This is a genomic window from Ruegeria sp. ANG10 (assembly GCF_040705255.1).
GTDB lineage: Bacteria > Pseudomonadota > Alphaproteobacteria > Rhodobacterales > Rhodobacteraceae > Ruegeria.
This window is the reverse complement of the sequence record NZ_JBFCVU010000005.1, coordinates 166,543-186,968: the sequence shown is the minus strand read 5'-3', so window position 1 is coordinate 186,968 and position 20,426 is coordinate 166,543. Positions and strand designations below refer to the sequence as shown.

17 protein-coding genes are annotated in these 20,426 nt (G+C 59.7%); 8 read left to right on the top strand and 9 right to left on the bottom strand.

Features of this window, described 5'->3' with window-relative positions; all coding sequences use genetic code 11:
• Positions 1–2 precede the first annotated feature (2 nt).
• The 3 genes from AB1A64_RS13015 to AB1A64_RS13005 form a co-directional block, all read right to left on the bottom strand.
• Positions 3–1,331 (bottom strand): FAD-binding oxidoreductase, encoded by a 1,329-nt coding sequence (locus AB1A64_RS13015; RefSeq protein ID WP_366551800.1) that lies wholly within the window; start codon positions 1,329–1,331, stop codon positions 3–5.
• A 160-nt stretch (positions 1,332–1,491) separates the two neighbouring features.
• Positions 1,492–1,725: a hypothetical protein gene (locus AB1A64_RS13010; RefSeq protein WP_366551798.1), complete on the bottom strand. Its 234-nt coding sequence runs from the start codon at positions 1,723–1,725 to the stop codon at positions 1,492–1,494.
• A gap of 314 nt (positions 1,726–2,039) precedes the next feature.
• Complete coding sequence (locus AB1A64_RS13005) at positions 2,040–3,698, bottom strand: NAD+ synthase (RefSeq protein ID WP_366551797.1); 1,659 nt, start codon at positions 3,696–3,698, stop codon at positions 2,040–2,042.
• A 146-nt stretch (positions 3,699–3,844) separates the two neighbouring features.
• On the opposite strand from AB1A64_RS13005, the gene AB1A64_RS13000 reads away from it, so the two are divergent.
• A complete protein-coding gene (locus AB1A64_RS13000; RefSeq protein ID WP_366551796.1) occupies positions 3,845–5,290 on the top strand; it encodes a 2-isopropylmalate synthase in 1,446 nt (481 codons plus the stop codon).
• A 4-nt stretch (positions 5,291–5,294) separates the two neighbouring features.
• On the opposite strand, the gene AB1A64_RS12995 is transcribed toward AB1A64_RS13000, so the two are convergent.
• A complete protein-coding gene (locus AB1A64_RS12995; RefSeq protein WP_366551795.1) occupies positions 5,295–5,960 on the bottom strand; it encodes an SDR family NAD(P)-dependent oxidoreductase in 666 nt (221 codons plus the stop codon).
• Between the two features lie 291 nt (positions 5,961–6,251).
• Here AB1A64_RS12995 and AB1A64_RS12990 point away from each other — a divergent pair, with 291 nt between their 5' ends.
• On the top strand, positions 6,252–7,820 hold the full coding sequence (locus AB1A64_RS12990) for a 2-isopropylmalate synthase (RefSeq protein WP_366551794.1): 1,569 nt from the start codon (positions 6,252–6,254) through the stop codon (positions 7,818–7,820).
• A gap of 164 nt (positions 7,821–7,984) precedes the next feature.
• Here AB1A64_RS12990 and rlmJ read toward each other — a convergent pair whose 3' ends face one another.
• On the bottom strand, positions 7,985–8,770 hold the full coding sequence (rlmJ, locus tag AB1A64_RS12985; protein ID WP_366551793.1) for a 23S rRNA (adenine(2030)-N(6))-methyltransferase RlmJ: 786 nt from the start codon (positions 8,768–8,770) through the stop codon (positions 7,985–7,987).
• 154 nt (positions 8,771–8,924) lie between these two features.
• Here rlmJ and AB1A64_RS12980 point away from each other — a divergent pair, with 154 nt between their 5' ends.
• Genes AB1A64_RS12980 through AB1A64_RS12955 form a run of 6 tightly spaced genes read left to right on the top strand, consistent with a single transcriptional unit; the run spans position 8,925 to position 15,489 of the window.
• Entirely contained in the window at positions 8,925–9,971 is a 1,047-nt protein-coding gene (locus tag AB1A64_RS12980) for a rod shape-determining protein (RefSeq protein WP_008756832.1), read from the top strand.
• Positions 9,972–10,027: 56 nt separating this feature from the next.
• Entirely contained in the window at positions 10,028–10,930 is a 903-nt protein-coding gene (gene mreC / locus AB1A64_RS12975) for a rod shape-determining protein MreC (RefSeq protein WP_366551792.1), read from the top strand.
• A complete protein-coding gene (locus AB1A64_RS12970) occupies positions 10,923–11,459 on the top strand; it encodes a rod shape-determining protein MreD (protein WP_366551791.1) in 537 nt (178 codons plus the stop codon). Before mreC ends, AB1A64_RS12970 begins: the two co-directional genes overlap by 8 nt.
• Positions 11,456–13,405: a penicillin-binding protein 2 gene (gene mrdA / locus AB1A64_RS12965; RefSeq protein ID WP_366551790.1), complete on the top strand. Its 1,950-nt coding sequence runs from the start codon at positions 11,456–11,458 to the stop codon at positions 13,403–13,405. Before AB1A64_RS12970 ends, mrdA begins: the two co-directional genes overlap by 4 nt.
• Entirely contained in the window at positions 13,402–14,541 is a 1,140-nt protein-coding gene (rodA, locus tag AB1A64_RS12960; protein ID WP_170350566.1) for a rod shape-determining protein RodA, read from the top strand. The genes mrdA and rodA overlap by 4 nt, the downstream gene beginning before the upstream one ends.
• Positions 14,542–14,556: 15 nt before the next feature.
• A complete protein-coding gene (locus AB1A64_RS12955) occupies positions 14,557–15,489 on the top strand; it encodes a glyoxylate/hydroxypyruvate reductase A (protein ID WP_366551789.1) in 933 nt (310 codons plus the stop codon).
• Here AB1A64_RS12955 and AB1A64_RS12950 read toward each other — a convergent pair.
• The 4 genes from AB1A64_RS12950 to coaBC all read right to left on the bottom strand — a co-directional run bounded on the left by AB1A64_RS12950 (position 15,486) and on the right by coaBC (position 20,416).
• Entirely contained in the window at positions 15,486–17,501 is a 2,016-nt protein-coding gene (locus AB1A64_RS12950) for a M3 family metallopeptidase (protein WP_366551787.1), read from the bottom strand. The two genes, AB1A64_RS12955 and AB1A64_RS12950, sit on opposite strands and share 4 nt — an antisense overlap.
• A 198-nt stretch (positions 17,502–17,699) precedes the next feature.
• Positions 17,700–18,749 (bottom strand): molybdopterin-synthase adenylyltransferase MoeB, encoded by a 1,050-nt coding sequence (moeB, locus tag AB1A64_RS12945; protein WP_366551786.1) that lies wholly within the window; start codon positions 18,747–18,749, stop codon positions 17,700–17,702.
• Positions 18,749–19,204 carry a dUTP diphosphatase gene (dut, locus tag AB1A64_RS12940; protein WP_366551785.1) on the bottom strand — a complete coding sequence of 152 codons (456 nt, stop codon included), beginning with the start codon at positions 19,202–19,204 and terminating at the stop codon, positions 18,749–18,751. The genes moeB and dut overlap by 1 nt, the downstream gene beginning before the upstream one ends.
• A gap of 15 nt (positions 19,205–19,219) precedes the next feature.
• The gene (coaBC, locus tag AB1A64_RS12935; protein WP_366551784.1) at positions 19,220–20,416 is read right to left on the bottom strand and encodes a bifunctional phosphopantothenoylcysteine decarboxylase/phosphopantothenate--cysteine ligase CoaBC; all 1,197 of its coding nucleotides are present in this window, start codon (positions 20,414–20,416) and stop codon (positions 19,220–19,222) included.
• Between the last annotated feature and the right edge of the window lie 10 nt (positions 20,417–20,426).

Genomic DNA, 20,426 nt, shown 5'->3' with positions numbered 1-20,426 from the left:
CCCTAGTATCCAGGGTCCGGCCGCACAATTGAGCCATCCATGAAACGGGACAGGCGAAAAGCGGCCGGATCGACGCAAGGCGTGGTTTCGGCAACCAGGTCAGCCATCAGGCGGCCTGCCGCGGGGCCGATACCAAACCCGTGACCGGAAAACCCGGTTGCAATATACATTCCCGCCATCTCATCCACCCCCGAGATTACCGGCACCGCATCCGGTGTTACATCGATCATCCCCGCCCAGCTTTGTACAATCTCGGCCTGTTCAAGCGCCGGAAACGCTTTGCGTGCTTTGGCCCATGCCTTGCGCAACACTTTTGACGACGGCTCGGGGTCCAGCACACGGCATTTTTCGAACGGCGTCACATCGGTTGGCAGCCAGGTCTGATCCTGCTGCGCCTCGGTGCGCCAGCGGCCCGACAATCGAAAGCGCAAAGACCGCCATTCCTGTTTAAAGGCAGGCAGGAACTGTCGGCCCAGACGAAAGCTGTCGGGCACGATATCAACCGTATTCTCGCGACCGGACGCGATGCTATAGCCCCCATCAGCGCGCTTTCGCATGGCAAATTCATCCGCCCAAAGCGCTGTTTCAGGACCCTCGACAGGTGACGTGCGCAGAACAGTGTTGATTACCTTCAGTTGCGGCAGATCAATCCCAGCATTCCCGGCAAACAGACGTGACCAGGCACCTCCGGCCAAAACCACATAGTTACATGCTACCCGGCCACGCTCGGTAAACACACCAGCAACGCGGCCGTCCCTAAGATCGACACTGCGCACGGCGCAATTGGTCATCAGCACCGCCCCTCGGTCCCGCGCCGCCTCGGCGATGGCGGGCGCGGCCCATTGCGGTTCGGCCCGACCGTCCTGCGGCATATAAAGGGCGCAATCAAAATCCGTTTCATTGCCGGGCAGCATCGCGTCCAACTCTCCCCCGGCCACCAATCTGGCACCGGTTTGCAACCCGGCGACATGGCGCAGCCAATGTTCCAAATTTCCGCTGCTGCGTTTGCCCGAGGCGCCAAACAGGATGCCCGAACGGGTGTAACCGGTCTTGCGACCGGTCCGCTGATCCAGCCCCTGCCACAGATGCAGCGCCTCGACCATCAATGGGATTTCCCGCGGATCGCGCATACCCAGACGCACCCATCCCCAGTTGCGCGAGCTTTGCTCGCCCGCGATCTGCCCTTTTTCACACAGCAACACTGAAGCACCGCGTTCAGACAATTCCAGCGCGGTTGACGCGCCGATTATGCCGCCGCCAATGACAACGACATCCACGGTTTTGGGCAAGTGCAAATCAGGTTCGACGGGGGTTGGCTTAGGGCCGGGCATCAACCGCTCTTATTTCATGGCTCGGACCGCCATGAAGGCCCAGAGCGGACGCGCAGGCAACGTACCTTGTGCCGCAGGGCCAATGATTTTCCAAAGCTGTGGCGAACACGCCAATAGGCGCAAGAAAACACGCGCCATTCCGTCCGGATTTACCAAAAAATTAGGCTGCGCCGCGCAGCTCTGCCAATTTCTGGCGCAGGGTCGACCCCAACCCGCTGTCTTTCGTGTCGACCTCTTCGTCCATCTCGGCCTGTTGAGGCAGTTCAGGAAAGACGGTCGGCGCTTTTGTGGATTTTGCCTCAGGCTCGGGGTCTTCGGACTCATCCTCGCGAAGAAGATCCGCGATGGCAGAATCCAGCTTAGCTTCGTCCAGAACCAGCGCCTCGGACTCCATTGATTTGTACCTCAACGGCGGGTGAAGCGGTTTGTCATATCCCTCATACATAATAACACCAAATCGTTAACTCAGACATCCAACACCAAGTGCGCCACAATTCGATACTTTCGAAATAAGGTCACACCGCCCCAGATGGGGCGTGAATTAAGCTAAAATGTGGCAAAAAAATGTCTCAATTTCAAGCCATCTATTCCAAGAGAGGCTGGAAAATTAGAGTGTTATCGAAAAAATTGAAACAATGCTCACCCTTCTGGACAAACTGGCCCAGCCAAGGAAACACTCATTCATCCCTCAATTGGTTCCAGAGCAGTTCAGCCTTTGTCCCGCCAGCGATTCACAATCGGATAGCGGCGATCCAGCCAGAAAGCCCGATGTGTCAACCGGGTTCCGGGGGCGGACTGAAAGCGTTTGTATTCGCTGATATAGATCAGATGTTCGACTCGCCGCGCGTCTGCCTCGTCAAACCCGGCCGCGACACAATCGGCGATCGAGCCCTCGCGGTCGACCAGAATATCCAGAATGGCATCCAAAACCGGATAGTCGGGCAGGCTGTCGCTGTCCTTTTGGTCCTCACGCAGCTCGGCACTGGGCGGCTTGTCGATGACCGAAGGGCGGATCACCTCACCTGCGGGTCCCATCATCCAGTCGCGGTGGTTTGCATTGCGCCAGCGGCAGGTCTCAAACACACGGGTTTTGTACAAATCCTTGATCGGGTTATAGCCCCCGTTCATATCGCCGTAGATGGTGGCATATCCCACCGCGACCTCGGATTTGTTGCCTGTGGTCAGAAGCATCTCACCAAACTTGTTCGAGATCGCCATCAACAGCAAACCACGCAGGCGGGATTGGATGTTCTCTTCGGTCAAATCCGCATCACGCCCAGTAAACAGCGGGGCCAAGGTATCGGTCACGGCTGCCCTGCTGTCCGAGATCGGTACATAGTCATAGTGAACGCCTAACGCCTTGGCGACGGCCTCGGCATCGTCCAACGACGCCTGACTGGTGTATTCCGATGGCAGCATCACACAGCGAACATTCTCAGCGCCGATGGCATCCACTGCGATAGCCGCGACCAAGGCAGAATCGACACCGCCCGACAAGCCCAGCAGCGCTTTTTTGAACCCGGTCTTACCCATATAGTCGCGCAAAGATTGCACCATGGTGCGATAGTCCTGCTCCCATTCGTCGGGCTGCGGCACGATTTCAGCGGGCACGATGCGCCAGCCATCATCGCCACGCTCCAAATCGATATGCGTCACGGCCTCGTCAAAGACAGGCATCCGAAACGCCAGCTCTCCGCCCGGGTTCAGGCCAAACGTGGCCCCGTCGAAAACCTGATCGTCCTGACCGCCAACCATGTTCAGATAGATCAGCGGCAGGCCAGTCTCGACCACGCGGGCCACCATATGGTTGAGGCGCACGTCGTATTTGTTGCGGAAATACGGCGAACCATTGGGGATCAGCAGGAACTCGGCACCGGTTTCCTCAAGCGTTTCGGCCACATCCGGATGCCAGCTGTCCTCGCAGATGGGGCTGCCGATGCGGGTGTTGCCAACCGCATAAGGCCCGCCCAAAGGCCCGGCATCGTACAGGCGAACTTCGTCGAACACGGTTTCATTGGGCAAATGATGTTTCAACGACTTGCTGCTGATCCGCCCGTTCTTGAGGATCAGGTACGCATTGAAAAGATTGCCGTCTTCGGCCCAGGGGCCGCCAATCGCCATCGCAGGGCCATCGACGCATTGTTTAGCCAGATCCTCGACCGCCGCCATCGCCGCCCGGTGGAATGCAGGCTTCATCACCAGGTCCTGCGTGTTGTAGCCGGTGATGAACATCTCGGGGAACGCCACCAGATCGGCCCCGGCCTCGCGCCCCTGCTTCCACGCGGCCAACGCCTTAGCTGCGTTGCCGTCGATATCCCCAACAGTGGGATTGAGTTGCGCCAGAGTGATACGGAAACGGTCGGCCATTGTGCCCTCTTGCCCTCGTCAGTCTTACAGCCATTTAGCAGATCATTGCGCAAGTAAAAGGCAAATGCGGCAAAACCCGTTGCTCTGCCCCCACCTGTACCTTAGTTTTGCGCAAAAGGATGAACACTGGGCAGGCAGGACAGATTATGAACGCTTTTCGCATTTCCATTGCCGCATCAGCAATTGCTCTGATCGCTACGGGCGCCGCCGCACAGAACGGTCAGGTAATCACCACGGACGATGAGGTCGGCGGAGTTTACGAAGGCACGTTCGAAAACGGCCTGCGCCACGGAACCGGTACGTATCGCCTGCCTAACGGGTTCGAATATAGCGGCGAATGGGCTGAGGGTGAGATTCAGGGCAAGGGGATTGCCCGCTATGTCAACGGCTCGATCTACGAAGGCATGTTTGTCAAAGGACAACCGGAAGGGCGCGGCAAGATCATCTATGCCGATGGCGGCAGCTATGAAGGTGAATGGGCCGACGGGTCACTCAATGGCGTTGGCATCGCGATCTATGCTAATGGCGCGCGCTACGAGGGCAATTTCAAAAACGCGCGTTATCACGGCAAGGGCATGATGACGGACCCCAGCGGCTTTAGCTATGACGGGGACTGGGTTGATGGCGTCAAACAGGGCAGTGGCAAGATTACCTATGCCGAAGGCGGTATCTATGAGGGCGAGATCAAGGACGGTCAGCGCCACGGTCAAGGCAGCCTGACCCTGCCCGACGGGATGACTTACGTCGGCGATTGGGTCGAAGACCGCATAACAGGCTCCGGACGTATGACCCTTGTCAACGGTGACGTCTACGAAGGCGAACTGATCGAGGGTCGGCGTCAAGGCAAGGGCAAGATGATTTATGCCAATGGCGACGTCTACGAAGGTGATTATGCCAACGATCTGCGCCATGGTCAGGGGGCCTATACCGGCACTGACGGATTTGCATACACCGGCGAATGGACCGACGGGCTGCTTGAAGGTCTAGGTGAGATGACCTATCCGGATGGCTCGGTCCATGTCGGCGATTTCAAGGCAGATCTGGCCGAGGGCAAGGGCCTGATCACCTACCCCGACGGCTCGACCTATGATGGCGATTGGATCGCTGGCGTGATTGAAGGTCAGGGTATTTCCACCTATCCCAATGGCACGGTCTACAAAGGACAGTTCAAAAACGCCAAGCCGAGTGGTAAGGGCATTCTGACATCTGCTGACGGGTCGAGCTATGACGGAGACTGGGCCGATGGTCTGCGTCAGGGCAAGGGCTTGTCCACGTATCCCGATGGCACCACCTATTCCGGCGAATTCAACGCAGGCAAGCGCCACGGGCAAGGTGAAATCGTCATGGCCAACGGGTTCAGCTATTCTGGCCAATGGACCGAAGGCAAGATCACCGGTGACGGGATCGCCACGTATCCTAGCGGCGATGTTTACGAGGGCAGCTTTGTCGACGCCAAACGGCACGGCAACGGCACAGTGCGCTATGCCAACGGCGAAGAGGAAACCGGTGTCTGGGAAAACGGTGCATTGGCGACATCGAGCAGTGCGACCCCTGAGGCGGATGCCACGGACACAACTGATTCGGACGGCTGAACCTTCACCACGGCACGGGTTTGCCGGCCCAATCGAAAAACCCTCCTGTTTCGGCTGGGGTTAAATGCGCCATCACGGTCAACAGGTTCTCGGCGGCTTCATCCGGTGCAACAGCGGGATGACGCCCCAGGTATTTTCGGGTGAATTCAGTTTTCACAGTGCCGGGATGCAGGGCAACGCAGATCGCCTGCTTGTGGGTACGATGCAGTTCGATCGCCCCCGTATGTACGATCTGGTTCACCGCGGCTTTTGCTGCGCGATAGCTGACCCAACCGCCCAGCCTATTGTCCCCGATGGACCCGACGCGTGCCGATAGCACTGCAATTATCGCCCGGCGATCCCGCGGCAGCAGGCGTGATGCATGGCCTAGAATGAGCGCAGGTCCGACAGCGTTCAACGCAAACTGGTCCATCATTGTCTGCGCTGTGACCGCACGCAGTGTCTTTTCCGGGGCCGCCCCGTTGATCTCTAACGCGCCCGAGGCGACGAGGATCAAGTCGAAGGGGCCGGACAACTTGCCCAATACGCTCTCAACACCGGCGGGATCGGTTAAATCAAATCCGTCCGTAGACCGCGACAAGGTGGTCACCGCCATGCCCTGCCCCCTCAGGCGGTGACATACCGCCTGACCGATTCCCCCTGACGCGCCTATGATCAGTGCTGTTTTCATGGCCAACCACCTAGACGTCCTGCCACGCGGATCAATACGCCCCTCTAGAAAGAAACCCCTGCAACAGCAGTTAAGGCGCAAATGGGTCTTTTCATTCTGGGCGGGCTCTGTATAAATTCCGCCCCATGATCAACCGCGCAGATATCCCTTTTGCCGACACCGCCCTGTGCGGTGCGTCTCTGCGTGGCCTACTGATCCTAATCCGCCTCTGAGCGTGCCATCCGGCGCGCCCGCTCAGAGGAGGACGCCCGCGCGCCATAGGCTTTAGGACAGAAGAAGAAAGAGAATCCCATGACCAACGTGACCGACCAAGACCGCGTCTTGATCTTTGACACCACTTTGCGTGACGGCGAGCAAAGCCCTGGCGCAACCATGACCCATGACGAAAAACTGGAAATCGCAGAACTGCTGGACGAAATGGGCGTCGACATCATCGAGGCCGGGTTTCCCATCGCCTCCGAGGGTGATTTCAAAGCGGTATCCGAGATCGCCGAGCGATCTAAAAACAGCCGCATCTGCGGCCTGGCGCGTGCCAATTTCGCCGATATCGACCGCTGTTGGGAAGCAATCAAGCACGCCGGAAAGAACCGAATTCACACGTTCATCGGCACCTCGCCACTGCACCGCGCCATTCCGAACCTGACACAGGACGAAATGGCCGAGAAAATCCACGAGACAGTCAGCCACGCGCGCAACCTGTGTGAAAACGTGCAATGGTCGCCGATGGATGCAACGCGGACCGAGTGGGATTATCTTTGCCGCGTGATCGAGATTGCGATCAAGGCCGGTGCCACAACCATCAATATCCCCGACACTGTGGGCTATACGGCCCCGATGGAATCGGCTGACCTGATCAAGCGCCTGATCGAGACGGTGCCGGGTGCAGATGAGGTGGTCTTCGCAACTCACTGCCACAACGATCTTGGCATGGCGACGGCGAACTCGCTGGCCGCTGTCGCGGGCGGGGCACGTCAGATTGAATGCACTATCAACGGCCTTGGCGAACGCGCAGGCAATACGGCGTTGGAAGAGGTCGTCATGGCGCTGCGCACCCGCAATGACATTATGCCGTGGAGCACCGGCATTGACACGACCAAGATCATGCATATCTCGCGCCGCGTTGCGACGGTGTCGGGCTTCAATGTGCAGTTCAACAAGGCCATCGTCGGCAAGAACGCCTTTGCCCATGAAAGCGGTATCCACCAGGATGGCATGCTGAAGAACCGCGAAAACTTTGAGATCATGCGCCCCGAAGATATCGGCCTCTCGGGCACGTCCTTGCCTTTGGGAAAACACTCGGGCCGCGCGGCGTTGCGCGATAAGCTGGAAACGCTGGGCTATGAGGTTGGTGACAACCAGCTCAAGGATATCTTCGTGCGGTTCAAGGATTTGGCTGACCGCAAGAAAGAGGTGTTTGACGACGATCTCATCGCACTGATGACGCTGGACGATGAAGACGATCATCTGCAATTGGTGTCGATGAAAGTGACCTGCGGAACCGGCGGACAGGCGGAGTCGACGGTCGAGTTGGAAGTGGACGGCAAGGACATCATCGCAACCGAACACGGCGACGGTCCGGTGGATGCGACCTTCAAGGCTATCCGCGCGATCTTTCCGAACAAAGCCCATCTTCAGCTGTATCAAGTGCATGCTGTAACCGCGGGCACTGATGCCCAGGCCACAGTGTCGGTGCGTCTGGAAGAGGACGGCATGATCGCAACGGGCCAATCGGCCAACACGGATACGGTGGTGGCTTCGGCCAAAGCCTATCTTCACGCCTTGAACCGCCTGATCGTACGCCGTGAAAAAACCGGCCCCGGGACCGATGCGCGCGAAATCAGCTACAAAGACCTGACCTAGGGGCAAAGGCTCTCGCACCCGCGGCGGCCCGGCTTCGCCGAACCTTCTTGGGTTTTGGGCCCGGCAGCGCGCCATAGGCGCGCTGCCGGGCCCAACTCGGTTGGCTGCATCTTTGATGCGGGCAAGCGAGGCGGGAGCATTCTGGAATTGACTGAAGACTGTGTTCAGAGCGCCTTGAACAACTTGGTCAACCGGGCAGCTTCGTTTTCCAGACCGAATGGTGCATTGACGATAAACATACCTGAACCGACCATGTGGTGCCCTTCTCGCACCGGATCAAACCGAACCTCGTGGCAAAACGCCTTGGGCAGATTCTGCGCCTGCAACCCCGAAACCATCGCCCGGTGACGGTCATCCGTTAGCAGCGGATACCACAGGGCAATCACGCCAACATTCCACTTGCGATGCAGCTTGGCGATGATGCCGGGCAGACGATCATATTCCGATTTCACTTCGTAGCTTGGGTCGATCAGCAACATCCCGCGCCGCGGCGCCGGCGGCAGCAGGGATTGCGCCAATTCGTACCCATCCTGCTGATACACTTTGGCTCCATAGGGTGACATCGCCATAGCCAAAGCCGCGTGTTCTTGCGGGTGTAGCTCTGCAAAGTGCAGACTGTCTTGATCGCGTAGCAAACTGGCCGCGATCATCGGAGAACCGGGATAGGCCGCACTTCCCTGTCGCTGCTGAACCGCCGCAATTGCCCGGCTCAGTGGATGATCCGCATCGAACCAGTCGGCCTTTTGAGCTCGTCCGATACCCGCCGCCGCCTCGCCCGTGCGCAGTGCCTCAACCGCATCCAGCTTATACAGACCCCGACCAGAGTGGGTTTCAAGGTATGTCAGCGGCTTGTCTTTGCGGGTCAAATAATTCAGCACCCATGCCAATAATGCGTGCTTTTGCACATCAGCCAGATTCCCGGCGTGGTAAATGTGTTGATAAGAGAGCATATTGCCTTCTAAAGTCCCTCTCAATAAGGCGGAAAGGTGCTGATTGTCGCGGAATCAGCCCTTTAACCGGGCGTATTGGCACCCTATAAGTCATCCGTCCCGGAACCGTCGAGTCGCGGGCAGTAGAAAACCGACATACAGGATCAGGGGAATCATGGGGATCTTTGGCAATCTGGGCGGCCTGTTCACAGCGGACATGGCCATCGACCTTGGGACAGCGAACACGCTGGTTTATGTCAAAGGGCGCGGTGTGATCCTGTCTGAACCGTCCGTTGTCGCCTACCACGTGAAAGACGGTGTGAAAAAAGTGCTGGCCGTGGGTGAGGACGCCAAGCTGATGCTGGGCCGGACGCCGGGTTCGATTGAAGCCATCCGTCCGATGCGCGAAGGTGTCATTGCCGATTTCGACACCGCCGAAGAGATGATCAAGCATTTCATCCGCAAGGTGCATAAACGCTCGACCTTTTCGAAACCCAAGATCATCGTCTGCGTTCCGCATGGCGCTACCCCGGTTGAGAAACGCGCGATCCGTCAGTCGGTTCTGTCCGCAGGTGCACGTCGCGCCGGATTGATTGCCGAGCCTATTGCAGCCGCGATTGGCGCGGGCATGCCGATCACCGATCCGACCGGCAACATGGTCGTCGATATCGGCGGCGGCACCACCGAAGTGGCGGTTCTGTCGCTTGGCGACATCGTCTATGCCCGCTCAGTCCGTGTGGGCGGAGACCGGATGGATGAGGCCATTATTTCCTACCTGCGCCGCCAGCAGAACCTGCTGGTGGGTGAATCGACCGCCGAGCGGATCAAGACCACCATCGGGACTGCCCGCATGCCCGATGACGGCCGTGGCCAGTCGATGCACATCCGCGGCCGCGACCTGCTAAATGGCGTGCCCAAGGAAATCGAAATCAGCCAGGCGCAAGTGGCCGAGGCATTGTCGGAACCGGTTCAAGCAATCTGCGAAGCCGTCATGACCGCGCTGGAAACCACTCCGCCCGATCTGGCTGCGGACATCGTGGACCGGGGCGTCATGCTGACCGGTGGTGGCGCGCTGCTGGGCGATCTGGATCTAGCCCTGCGCGAACAGACCGGACTGGCCGTGTCGATTGCCGATGAAAGCCTGAATTGTGTGGCTTTGGGCACCGGCAAGGCGCTGGAATATGAAAAACAGCTGCGCCACGCGATTGACTACGAAAGCTAAGGCGCGCACCCTTTAAGGGTCAACACTCGGGCAAGAGCAGCACGGGAAGGTAACCTGTGGCAAAGGACCGATCACAGCGCGACGAATACACTACCCCCCTGCGCCGTCTGCTGTTGGGGGTCGTAGTGCTGTGCCTGCTTGCCATCTTCCTGGTCTGGCGGATCGACAGCCCGCGTGTGGAACGGTTCCGCGCGCAGGTGGTGGACCGGGTGGTGCCCTCGATGGAATGGGCCATGGTTCCGGTCACCGCCGTAGTCAACCTGGCCCGCGATTTCCAAAGCTATCAACGCCTGAGCGAACAGAACCAGGAACTGCGCAGCGAACTGCGCTTGATGCGCGCCTGGAAAGAAGCCGCGTTGCAACTGGAACAGGAAAACGCCCGGCTGCTGGATTTGAACAACGTGCGCCTTGACCCGCGTCTGACCTATATCACCGGGGTTGTGATGGCCGATAGCGGCTCGCCGTTCCGACAGTCAGTTCTGCTGAATGTGGGCGAACGCGACGGTATCACCGATGGCTGGGCAACGATGGACGGGATCGGTGTGGTCGGGCGCATTTCCGGCGTGGGGCCGGACACGGCCCGGGTGATCCTGATGACCGATGCCTCCAGCGCGATCCCGGCCACAATCCAGCCCTCGGGCCAGACTGCTCTGATCACCGGCGACAACACATCCGCGCCAGCGGTCGAGTTTCTGGAGAACCGAGAGCTGGTCCGCCCCGGCGACCGGGTCGTAACCTCAGGCGATGGCGGCGTGTTTCCCGGCGGTTTGCTGATCGGTCAGATCACCGCTGATCCCGGCGGTCGCCTGCGGGTGCGCCTGTCAGCAGATTTTGAACGGCTCGAGTTTCTGCGGGTGCTGCGCTATCAATCCGCGCCCCAGATCCGCGATCCGGGCGATATCGTCGGCCCGCGAAACCCCGAGGCTGCCCTGACCCCGTCCGAGGTCGGCGATGGATAGCGCAACCTCACAGCTTTGGTCCAAGCGTGTGCTGTATCTGATACTGGCCGCCCTTGTCCTGTTTCTGCACTTGCTGCCGCTGGACACGAAACCGGACCGCTGGCCGTTTCCGGACCTTTTGATCGCTCTGACCTTTGCCTGGGTGCTGCGGCGGCCCGAATATGTGCCGACCCTGCTGATCGCCATTGTCATGCTGATGGCTGATCTGTTGCTGCAACGCCCGCCCGGCTTGTTGGCGGCGCTGGTAGTCTTGGGCGCTGCCTATCTGCGCTCGGCTGCATTTGGAATGCGGGATTCAGGGTTTATTAGCGAATGGTCCACCGTCGCAGTGGTGATCACGGGAGTTTTCATGCTGAACCGTGTCATTCTTGCTATTGTGTCTGTGCAACAAGCAGCATTGGGGCCCGTGGTGATACAAGTAGTTCTGACAATTGCGGTTTATCCTTTGATCGTTCTGCTTAGCCAGAACGCCCTTGGCGTGCGGCGTGCAACCGTGGCCAATACCAATGCTGTAGGGGCCCGAGGATGAAACAGCGCAAACCCAAAGCCCCGGGCCTTGCCTATAAACGCTTGCCTCGTCGGGCATTGCTTTTGGGCGGGCTGCAGGCCGCCTTCATCGGCGGGCTCGCCGCCAGAATGCGTTATATGCAGGTGGATCAGGCCGATGAATACCGCCTGCTGGCTGAGGAAAACCGGATCAATATCCGCCTGATCCCGCCCACCCGTGGCCGGATTTACGACCGCAACGGCGAGATCATCGGCCAGAACTCGCCCTCATACCGTATCGTCATGGTGCGTGAGGATGCCGGTGACGTCGATCAGGTTATCGCCAAGCTATCTGAACTGATCCCCCTTACAGCGGATGAGATTGAACGCGCCAAGACCGAAATGCGCCGCTCGGCCCCGTTCCTGCCGGTCACGCTGGCCGATCAGGTCACGTGGGAGGACATCTCGAAAGTTGCCGTCAACGCCCCCGCCCTGCCCGGTGTGATCCCCGAAGTGGGGCAGACAAGGCAGTACCCCCGCTATGAGGATTTTGCCCATGTGGTCGGCTATGTCGGCCCGGTAAGCGATTATGACCTGAGCCAGATCGAAGACCCTGAGCCGGTCCTACGAATTCCGCGGTTTCAGATCGGCAAGGTCGGGCTGGAGGCCAAGCAGGAAATAAGCCTGCGCGGCAAAGCTGGGGCCAAACGGGTCGAGGTCAACGCCACCGGCCGCGTGATGCGCGAACTGGACCGGCAAGAAGGTGAGACCGGGGCCGACCTCCAGCTATCGGTCGACGCTGATCTTCAGCAATATGCGCAAGCGCGGCTGGCCGGGGAAAGCGCCGCCGCAGTGGTGATCGATTGCGAGACCGGCGATATCCGTGCCATCAGCTCGGCCCCCAGCTTTGATCCGAACCTGTTCGTGCGCGGTATCTCCGTCGGCGACTACCGAACACTGACACAGGACAATTACCGCCCGCTGGCCAACAAAACGGTGCAGGGCACCTATCCGCCGGGCTCGACCTTCAAGATGATCACCGCCATGGCCGCGCTTGAGGCCGGGGTGATCGGGCCATCAAACACGGTCTACTGCCCCGGCCACCTGAAGGTGGGCAGCCGCCGCTTTCACTGCTGGAAACGCGGCGGACATGGGACTGTTGATCTCAATCTTTCGCTGAAACGCAGTTGCGATGTCTACTACTACGACGTGGCTCTGCGCACCGGCATCGACAATATATCCGAGATGGCCCGCACCTTCGGACTGGGCGTCAAGCACGATATACCGATGTCGGCCGTAGCTGCCGGACTGGCCCCGAACCAGGAATGGAAAGAACGTGTTCACGGTGAAAGCTGGTTGGTCGGTGACACCGCGAACGCGTCTATTGGTCAGGGCTTCATGCTGGCCTCCCCCCTGCAACTTGCCGTGATGACAGCGCGGATTGCGACAGGGCGTGCGGTCAAGCCGCGTTTGGTGCGGTCCGTGAACGGGATTGAGCAGCCTTCCGGCGCTGGTGAGCCGCTGGCCGTCAATCCGAACAATCTGGAACGAATCCGCAAGGCCATGTTCTCGGTTTCGAATGAACGGGGCGGCACCGCCTATCGCAGCCGTATCATCGCGGATGACCTGCGCATGGCCGGTAAAACCGGCACTAGCCAGGTGCGCAACATCACCAAGGCAGAGCGCGCCGCCGGTGTGATCCGCAACGAAGACCTGCCATGGGAACGCCGCGACCACGCACTGTTTGTCAGCTTTGCGCCTTATGACAATCCGAAATACGCCATAGCCGTGGTCGTAGAACATGGCGGCGGCGGGTCAAAGGCAGCGGCCCCGGTCGCGCGGGACATCATGTTGCAAGCGCTGTACAACGGCACACCGCCGCTTGAGGCTTATCCGGCTGGCGATCGCGACCGCATCAAGGAACAGCAAAAACGGCTTGAGGGCGACCGTCGCCCCAAAGCGCGTCCGACCGAGAAGGACCGCGCATGAGCTATCTTGAATATGCCGTCAAATCCACACCGTCAGGGTTCCGCAAATTCCTGTATATGAACTGGCCCCTGACCCTGTTGCTGATCAGCACGGCAAGTGCCGGGTTCCTGATGTTGTATTCGGTTGCGGGGGGATCATGGATGCCCTGGGCGGAACCGCAGATGGAACGCTTTGGACTGGGTCTGACGGCGATGTTCATCATCGCTTTGGTGCCGATCTGGTTCTGGCGAAACATGTCCGTCGTGGCCTATCTCGGGTCAATTGTTCTTCTTGTTTTTGTTGAACTATTTGGCACCATTGGCATGGGCGCACAGCGCTGGATCGACCTGGGCTTCATGCGGCTGCAACCGTCCGAGGTTATGAAAGTTGCGCTAGTCATGGTTTTGGCCGCCTATTACGACTGGCTGCCATCTCATAAAACGTCACGCCCGCTGTGGGTGCTGATCCCGGTGGCGTTGATCCTGATCCCCACTTTCATGGTTCTGAAACAACCCGATCTGGGCACTTCGATCTTGCTGTTGGCGGCAGGTGGCGGGCTGATGTTTTTGGCTGGAGTCCACTGGGCTTACTTCGCCGCCGTCATCGCCGCTGTGGTCGGTCTGATTGCCACCGTGTTCAACAGCCGCGGGACTGAGTGGCAATTGCTCAAGGATTATCAGTTCCGACGGATCGACACGTTTCTGGACCCGTCCACCGATCCGCTGGGCGCGGGATATCACATAACCCAATCCAAGATCGCTTTGGGATCGGGTGGATGGAACGGGCGCGGGTTCATGCAGGGTACGCAGTCGCGCCTGAACTTTTTGCCCGAGAAACACACCGACTTCATCTTTACCACGCTGGCCGAAGAGTTCGGCTTTGTCGGCGGCATCACCCTACTGACTCTGTATGGTTTGATCCTGGTGTTCTGCCTGATCACCGCGCTTTCGACGAAAGATAGATTCTCGTCGCTGGTGACGCTGGGCATCGCGCTGAACTTCTTTTTGTTCTTTGCCGTCAACATGTCGATGGTGATGGGCCTCGCCCCGGTGGTGGGTGTGCCGTTGCCGATGGTTAGCTATGGCGGTTCCGCCATGCTGGTTCTGATGGCCGCCTTCGGTATCGTCCAAAGCGCCCATATCCACCGCCCCCGCTGATCCGAAAGGCCTCCTATGCCCGTGAACGTCCTGTTTTCCGCGCGCCCAGCCCAATGGCCGATCTATAAACCACTATTGACCAAAGGCCTGACCGAGGCCGGGGTAGACTTTCGCCTGGCAACCGAGTTTGAGCCGGATCAAGTCGACTATATTGTCTATGCCCCAAGCGGTGGGTTACTGGATTTCACCCCATACACCCGGTTGAAGGCTGTGCTTAGCCTGTGGGCCGGGGTCGAAAAAATCGCAGGGAATGAGACCCTGACCGTGCCGCTGGCGCGGATGGTGGATCATGGCCTGACACAAGGCATGACTGAATGGGTGGTGGGCCACGTGCTGCGCCATCACCTCGGCATGGATCGGCACATCACCGTACAGGATGGTGTCTGGACCCCTGCACCGCCCCCGCTGGCAACCGGACGTCAGGTCTGCGTTCTGGGCCTTGGCGCGTTGGGCGAAGCGGCAGCGCGTGCGCTGGCGGCGCTGAATTTCGATGTCACTGGCTGGAGCCGTACAGCCAAGAATATTCCCGGTATCACTTGCCTGCATGGTCCTGTCGGGCTGCGTACAGCCTTGTCGCGGGCCGAGATCGTGGTTCTGCTGCTGCCCGACACACCCGCCACCGTGAATATATTGAACGCCGACACTCTGGCCCTGCTGCCAAAGGGCGCTTGCATTATCAACCCCGGTCGGGGCCCGTTGATCGACGACGATGCCCTGCTGGCGGCACTGAATACGGGTCAGGTCGGTCACGCAACGCTGGACGTGTTTCGGGTTGAGCCACTGCCTGCAGATCACCCCTATTGGGCGCATCCGAACGTGACGGTGACCCCGCATATCGCATCGGAAACCCGGCCCGAAACAGCGGCGCAGGTGATCTGCGAGAACATCCGCCGAGGTGAGGAAGGCAAACCCTTCCTGCACCTCGTTGATCGGTCTCTGGGGTACTAGGCCGCGATCAGGCCGCGCCCTTTCAGCAAGGCCTCAACCCCCGGCAACCGACCGCGGAAGGCTAGGTACAGCTCTTCGGCCTCGCGTGAGCCGCCGGTGGACAGGATGTTTTCTTCCAACGCTTTCGCGCGTTCGGGGTCAAAGGCCCCTCCGGCCTCTTCAAACGCGGCAAAGGCATCGGCGTCCATGACCTCGGACCACATATAGCTGTAGTAGCCCGCGCTATAGCCATCGCCCGCAAAGACGTGCGCGAAATGCGGAGTGGCGTGGCGCATGCCGATAGCCTGCGGCATTCCGATACTGTCCAGAACCTCAACCTGTTTCGCCATCGGATCAGTTGGGGCTGCGCCATCATGGAACGCCAGATCAACCAGCGCCGAGGCGACATATTCCACTGTCTGGAACCCCTGATCGAAATTTGCGGCTTTCAGTACTTTGTCCAACATCTCCTGCGGCATCGCCTCGCCGGTTTCGGCGTGGGTGGCGAATTCGGCCAGAACCTCGGGCACTTCTAACCAGTGTTCGTAAAGCTGACTGGGCAATTCCACAAAATCCCGCGCCACGCTAGTGCCCGAGATGCTTTCATAGGTCACGTCAGACAACATCTGATGCAGGGCGTGGCCGAATTCGTGGAACAGGGTCCGCGCGTCATCATAAGACAGCAGCGCCGGGTCACCTTTGGCAAAATTGCAGACGTTGATCACGACGGGGGCCTGCACCTTGGGGAACTTGGCTTGCGAGCGCATCGCGCTGCACCACGCACCAGACCGTTTGGAGCCTCGCGCAAAATAATCGCCGATGAACACAGCAATGTGTTGCCCGTTGCGCGTGACTTCCCATGCCCGGCAATCATCGTGATAAAGCGGCACGTCCAGTGTTGAGAACTCCAACCCGAACAGCCGGTTTGCGCAGGCAAAGGACGCCTCGATCATCCGATCCAGCTGCAGGTACGGTTTCAACGCGGCCTCATCCAGATCATGCTCGGCCTTGCGGCGTTTCTCGGCATAATAACGCCAGTCCCACGCTTCCAGCGGGCCGTTGACGCCGTCCTCCTGCATCATCTGTGTCAGGATGTCAGCATCCGCATCAGCGCGCGATTTGGCGGGCGCCCACACTTGCATCAGCAGGTCGCGTACCTTGTCCGGCGTGCGGGCCATTTCGGTCTCCAGCTTGAAATCAGCGAAACTGTCATAGCCCAGCAGCCTCGCGCGTTCCTCACGCAACTGCAGGATTTCCGCGGCGATCTTGCGATTATCGGTTTCACCGCCGTTGGCGCCGCGCGCTGTCCAAGCCCGATAGGCTTTTTCCCGCAGGTCGCGACGGGGTGAAAATTGCAGGAACGGCACAATAAGCGAGCGCGACAGGGTGACCACAGGACCCCTTGCTCCCTTTTCCTGCCCCGCAGCGCGGGCGGTATCCACCACGAATGCAGGCAACCCCTCAAGATCGTTTTCGGATAGCTCCATGTACCAATCACGTTCGTCGGCCAGAAGGTTTTGCGTGAAAGACGTTCCCAACGAGGCCAGCCGTGCCTTGATGTCCTGCATCCGGGCGTCCTGTTCTCCCTCAAGCGCCCCACCCGCACGCACAAAACCGCGATGGGTCAGCATAAGAACGCGGGCCTGTTCATCCGTCAGGTTCAGATCCGCCTTGCGAGACCACAGATCGGCTAACCGTTGAAAAAGAGCCTTGTTCGAAGAAATACCCGAGAAATGCGCCGCAAGTTTGGGCGAGAAGTCTCGTTGCAGTTTCTCTCGTGCCGGGTTGCTGTCTGCCCCTGCGACGGTGAAAAAGACGGACAACACCTTGTCCATCTGTTCTCCGGCAGCTTCCAGCGCTTCGACCGTATTGGCAAAGGTGGGCGCATCGGGGTTGCCGGCAATCGCATCGATCTCGGCGTTATGCGCCTGCATGGCCTGCTCGAGCGCGGGGGCGAAATCGTCGTCTGAGATTGCGTTGAACGGAGCGATTTCAAACGGCGTGGTCCAGTTGGACAGGATCGGGTTGGTCATGCAAATCTCCTTTGCTGGTCAAGCTAGGGAGGCGGGCTGGAATGGTCCAGAGGTGGCGTATCAAATTCCGCGACAATCCAGTTGCGCGCGTCATATGCAGGGTGCGGTTTCAGGGGCTACCGCCCCCGCAGCGCGCATCAAAGATGCGCCTTGGCGGCGTTGGGCAGGGCCGCGCGCTGACGCGCGCGGCGGTTGCGTCTATTGTTTGGAACCTGCGCAAATGGGGCAATCTTCCCGGCGTGACAGGGTGATTTTGCGGCTTTCACCAAATAGCGCGTCGTAGATCAGCATCTCACCGCGCAGGGCTTGCCCCGCCCCAGTGATTACCTTGATCGCCTCAACCGCCATCATCGAGCCTACCACGCCGGGCAAGGGGCCGATCACACCAGCCTCGGCGCAAGAGGGGGCCAGACCGGGGGCCGGAGCCTGGGGGAAGATACATTGATAGCAGGGCGCGCCGCTGGCCGGGTCGAAGACGCTGAGCTGGCCTTCCCATTGTGACAGCGCGCCTGAAATCAGCGGCTTGTCCAGCGCGACAGCAGTGCGGTTGGCCAAATAACGGGTGTCAAAATTATCGGTGCCGTCGAGGATCAGGTCAAAGTCAGCAAACAGGTCGGCGGCGATCTCATCCGTCAGGCGGCGGTGATAGGGCAGGACGACCACATTGGGGTTCTGCGCCAGCATCGCCTGTTGCGCCGAAAAGACCTTGGGCATACCGATATCTACGTCGCGATGGATGACCTGCCGTTGCAGGTTGGCGTTCTCGACCTCATCATCATCGATCACGCCGATAGTCCCCACCCCGGCGGCGGCCAGATATTGCAACGCAGGTGCCCCAAGCCCGCCCGCGCCGATGACCAGAACCCGCGCCTGTTTCATCTTTTTCTGTCCCGGCCCGCCCAGCTCACGCAGGACTATGTGGCGGGCATAGCGGTCAAGCTCGGTCTCGGAAAACTGGTCGGATGGCATTGCGGGCTCCTTGGCTGAGGCTGGCGCGGCGCGGTTTCGCAACGCTTTCAGCGCACGTCCGTAAACCAGTACCAGCAGCACGGTACCCGCCAGTATCAGCCACATCGCCGCAGAACCACCGGTCGCTTGACGCAACGGATGCCCATCGGGCAGCAGCAATTGAGCCGCAATCACACCCAGAAGCAGCACGGCCACCGAAGTCATGCGCGCCGTTCGCGATACTCCGGCCAGATAACCGACGCCCCACAGACCAGCCGCTAAAATCCCGACCAGAAGCATCAGCCGCGCCCGGTCGAGCCGAAACCACCCGCCCCGCGCGCCGTATCGCTGAGCGCGTCGACCGCATCAAATGCGGCCTGCACAACGGGGGCCACGACCAGCTGCGCGACGCGTTCGCCATGGGTGATCTCGAACGCCTCTTGACCTGCGTTCAGGACGATCACACCCAATGGACCGCGATAGTCGCTGTCGATTGTACCGGGCGCATTGGGCAAGGTGATCCCGTGTTTCAGCGCCAGACCCGAGCGAGGGCGCACCTGAACTTCGAACCCCTGCGGAATTTCGATCCTTAGACCAGTGGGCACCAGGGCGCGTTGACCCGGCTCAAGCGTGATTGACTCACCGCCGGGCAGGTTTGCCCGCACATCCGCACCAGCCGCCCCCGCGGTTTCATAAGACGGCAAGGGTACTGAGGGGTCAGCACCCTCTTCGCGGATCACACGAATTGCAACCATCACTGTTCCTCTTGTCTAGCTCGTCAAAGCGTCAGCGATCTTGGCCGCCAGACGCTCTGCCACCGCATCTTTACCCATGCGCGGCCATTCCTCTGCCCCGCCATCCGAAATCAGGATCACCGCATTCTCGGACCCGCCCATGATCCCGGTTGCCGGGCTGACATCATTGGCCACGATCCAGTCACAGCCCTTGCGGCCCCGTTTGGCCGTGGCATGTTCGATCACATTGTCCGTCTCGGCGGCAAATCCGACAACCAGTTCAGGGCGGCCGGTTTCCATATGCGATACACGTTTAAGGATGTCGGGGTTTTCGGCGAATTCCAGTGCCGGCATCCCGTCGCGGCTTTTCTTCAGCTTTTTGTCCGAGGCACTGGCGACCCGCCAATCCGCAACCGCAGCCGCGAACACGCCTGCATCCACCGGCAGCGCGGCATCCACGGCGTCCGACATTTGCTGCGCGGTTTCAATCTGCACAACCTGCACCCCTTGGGGCGGCGGAACATCCGCAGGGCCGGTGACAAAGACCACGTCGGCGCCCAGCGCAGCAAGAGCTCGGGCCACCGCCGTACCCTGCGCCCCGGAGGAGCGATTGGCGATATAACGCACCGGGTCAATCGGTTCATGCGTCGGCCCCGAGGTCACAAGCACACGCTTGCCACTGAGCGGCCCCTGACCCAGTTCCGCCTCAATCGCTGCGACGATCTCAAGCGGTTCGGACATACGGCCGGGGCCATATTCACCGCAAGCCATGTCGCCTTCGTTCGGGCCGACAAAGCGGACGCCGTCGGCCTGCAATTGCTTCAAATTGCGCTGGGTCGCCGGATGGTCCCACATCCGCACATTCATCGCGGGGGCACACAAAACCGGCGTGTCAGTGGCCATCAACAGGGTCGAGGCCAGATCGTTCGCCAGCCCAGTCGCCATCTTTCCCATCAAATCCGCCGTAGCAGGGGCCACAACGATCAAATCCGCCGAGCGCGACAGTTGTATATGCCCCATCTCGGCCTCGTCCGTCAGATCGAACAAGTCGCGATAGGCTTTCTCTCCGGCCAGAGCCGCCACGGACAGGGGTGTCACGAATTCCTCAGCCGCGCGCGTCAGCACCGGCGTCACTGCCGCGCCGCGTTCCTGTAGGCGCCGGATCAGGTCCAACGACTTATAGGCCGCGATCCCACCGCCGATAATCAGCAGAATGCGTTTCGATGCCAACATGTTGAACCCT

Coding starts and splice junctions, on each gene's coding strand:
- AB1A64_RS13015 (WP_366551800.1), bottom strand. CDS start 1,331: ATGCCCGGCCCTAAGCCAACCCCCGTCGAACCTGATTTGCACTTGCCC.
- AB1A64_RS13010 (WP_366551798.1), bottom strand. CDS start 1,725: ATGGAGTCCGAGGCGCTGGTTCTGGACGAAGCTAAGCTGGATTCTGCC.
- AB1A64_RS13005 (WP_366551797.1), bottom strand. CDS start 3,698: ATGGCCGACCGTTTCCGTATCACTCTGGCGCAACTCAATCCCACTGTT.
- AB1A64_RS13000 (WP_366551796.1), top strand. CDS start 3,845: ATGAACGCTTTTCGCATTTCCATTGCCGCATCAGCAATTGCTCTGATC.
- AB1A64_RS12995 (WP_366551795.1), bottom strand. CDS start 5,960: ATGAAAACAGCACTGATCATAGGCGCGTCAGGGGGAATCGGTCAGGCG.
- AB1A64_RS12990 (WP_366551794.1), top strand. CDS start 6,252: ATGACCAACGTGACCGACCAAGACCGCGTCTTGATCTTTGACACCACT.
- rlmJ (WP_366551793.1), bottom strand. CDS start 8,770: ATGCTCTCTTATCAACACATTTACCACGCCGGGAATCTGGCTGATGTG.
- AB1A64_RS12980 (WP_008756832.1), top strand. CDS start 8,925: ATGGGGATCTTTGGCAATCTGGGCGGCCTGTTCACAGCGGACATGGCC.
- AB1A64_RS12970 (WP_366551791.1), top strand. CDS start 10,923: ATGGATAGCGCAACCTCACAGCTTTGGTCCAAGCGTGTGCTGTATCTG.
- mrdA (WP_366551790.1), top strand. CDS start 11,456: ATGAAACAGCGCAAACCCAAAGCCCCGGGCCTTGCCTATAAACGCTTG.
- rodA (WP_170350566.1), top strand. CDS start 13,402: ATGAGCTATCTTGAATATGCCGTCAAATCCACACCGTCAGGGTTCCGC.
- AB1A64_RS12955 (WP_366551789.1), top strand. CDS start 14,557: ATGCCCGTGAACGTCCTGTTTTCCGCGCGCCCAGCCCAATGGCCGATC.
- AB1A64_RS12950 (WP_366551787.1), bottom strand. CDS start 17,501: ATGACCAACCCGATCCTGTCCAACTGGACCACGCCGTTTGAAATCGCT.
- moeB (WP_366551786.1), bottom strand. CDS start 18,749: ATGCTTCTGGTCGGGATTTTAGCGGCTGGTCTGTGGGGCGTCGGTTAT.
- dut (WP_366551785.1), bottom strand. CDS start 19,204: ATGGTTGCAATTCGTGTGATCCGCGAAGAGGGTGCTGACCCCTCAGTA.
- coaBC (WP_366551784.1), bottom strand. CDS start 20,416: ATGTTGGCATCGAAACGCATTCTGCTGATTATCGGCGGTGGGATCGCG.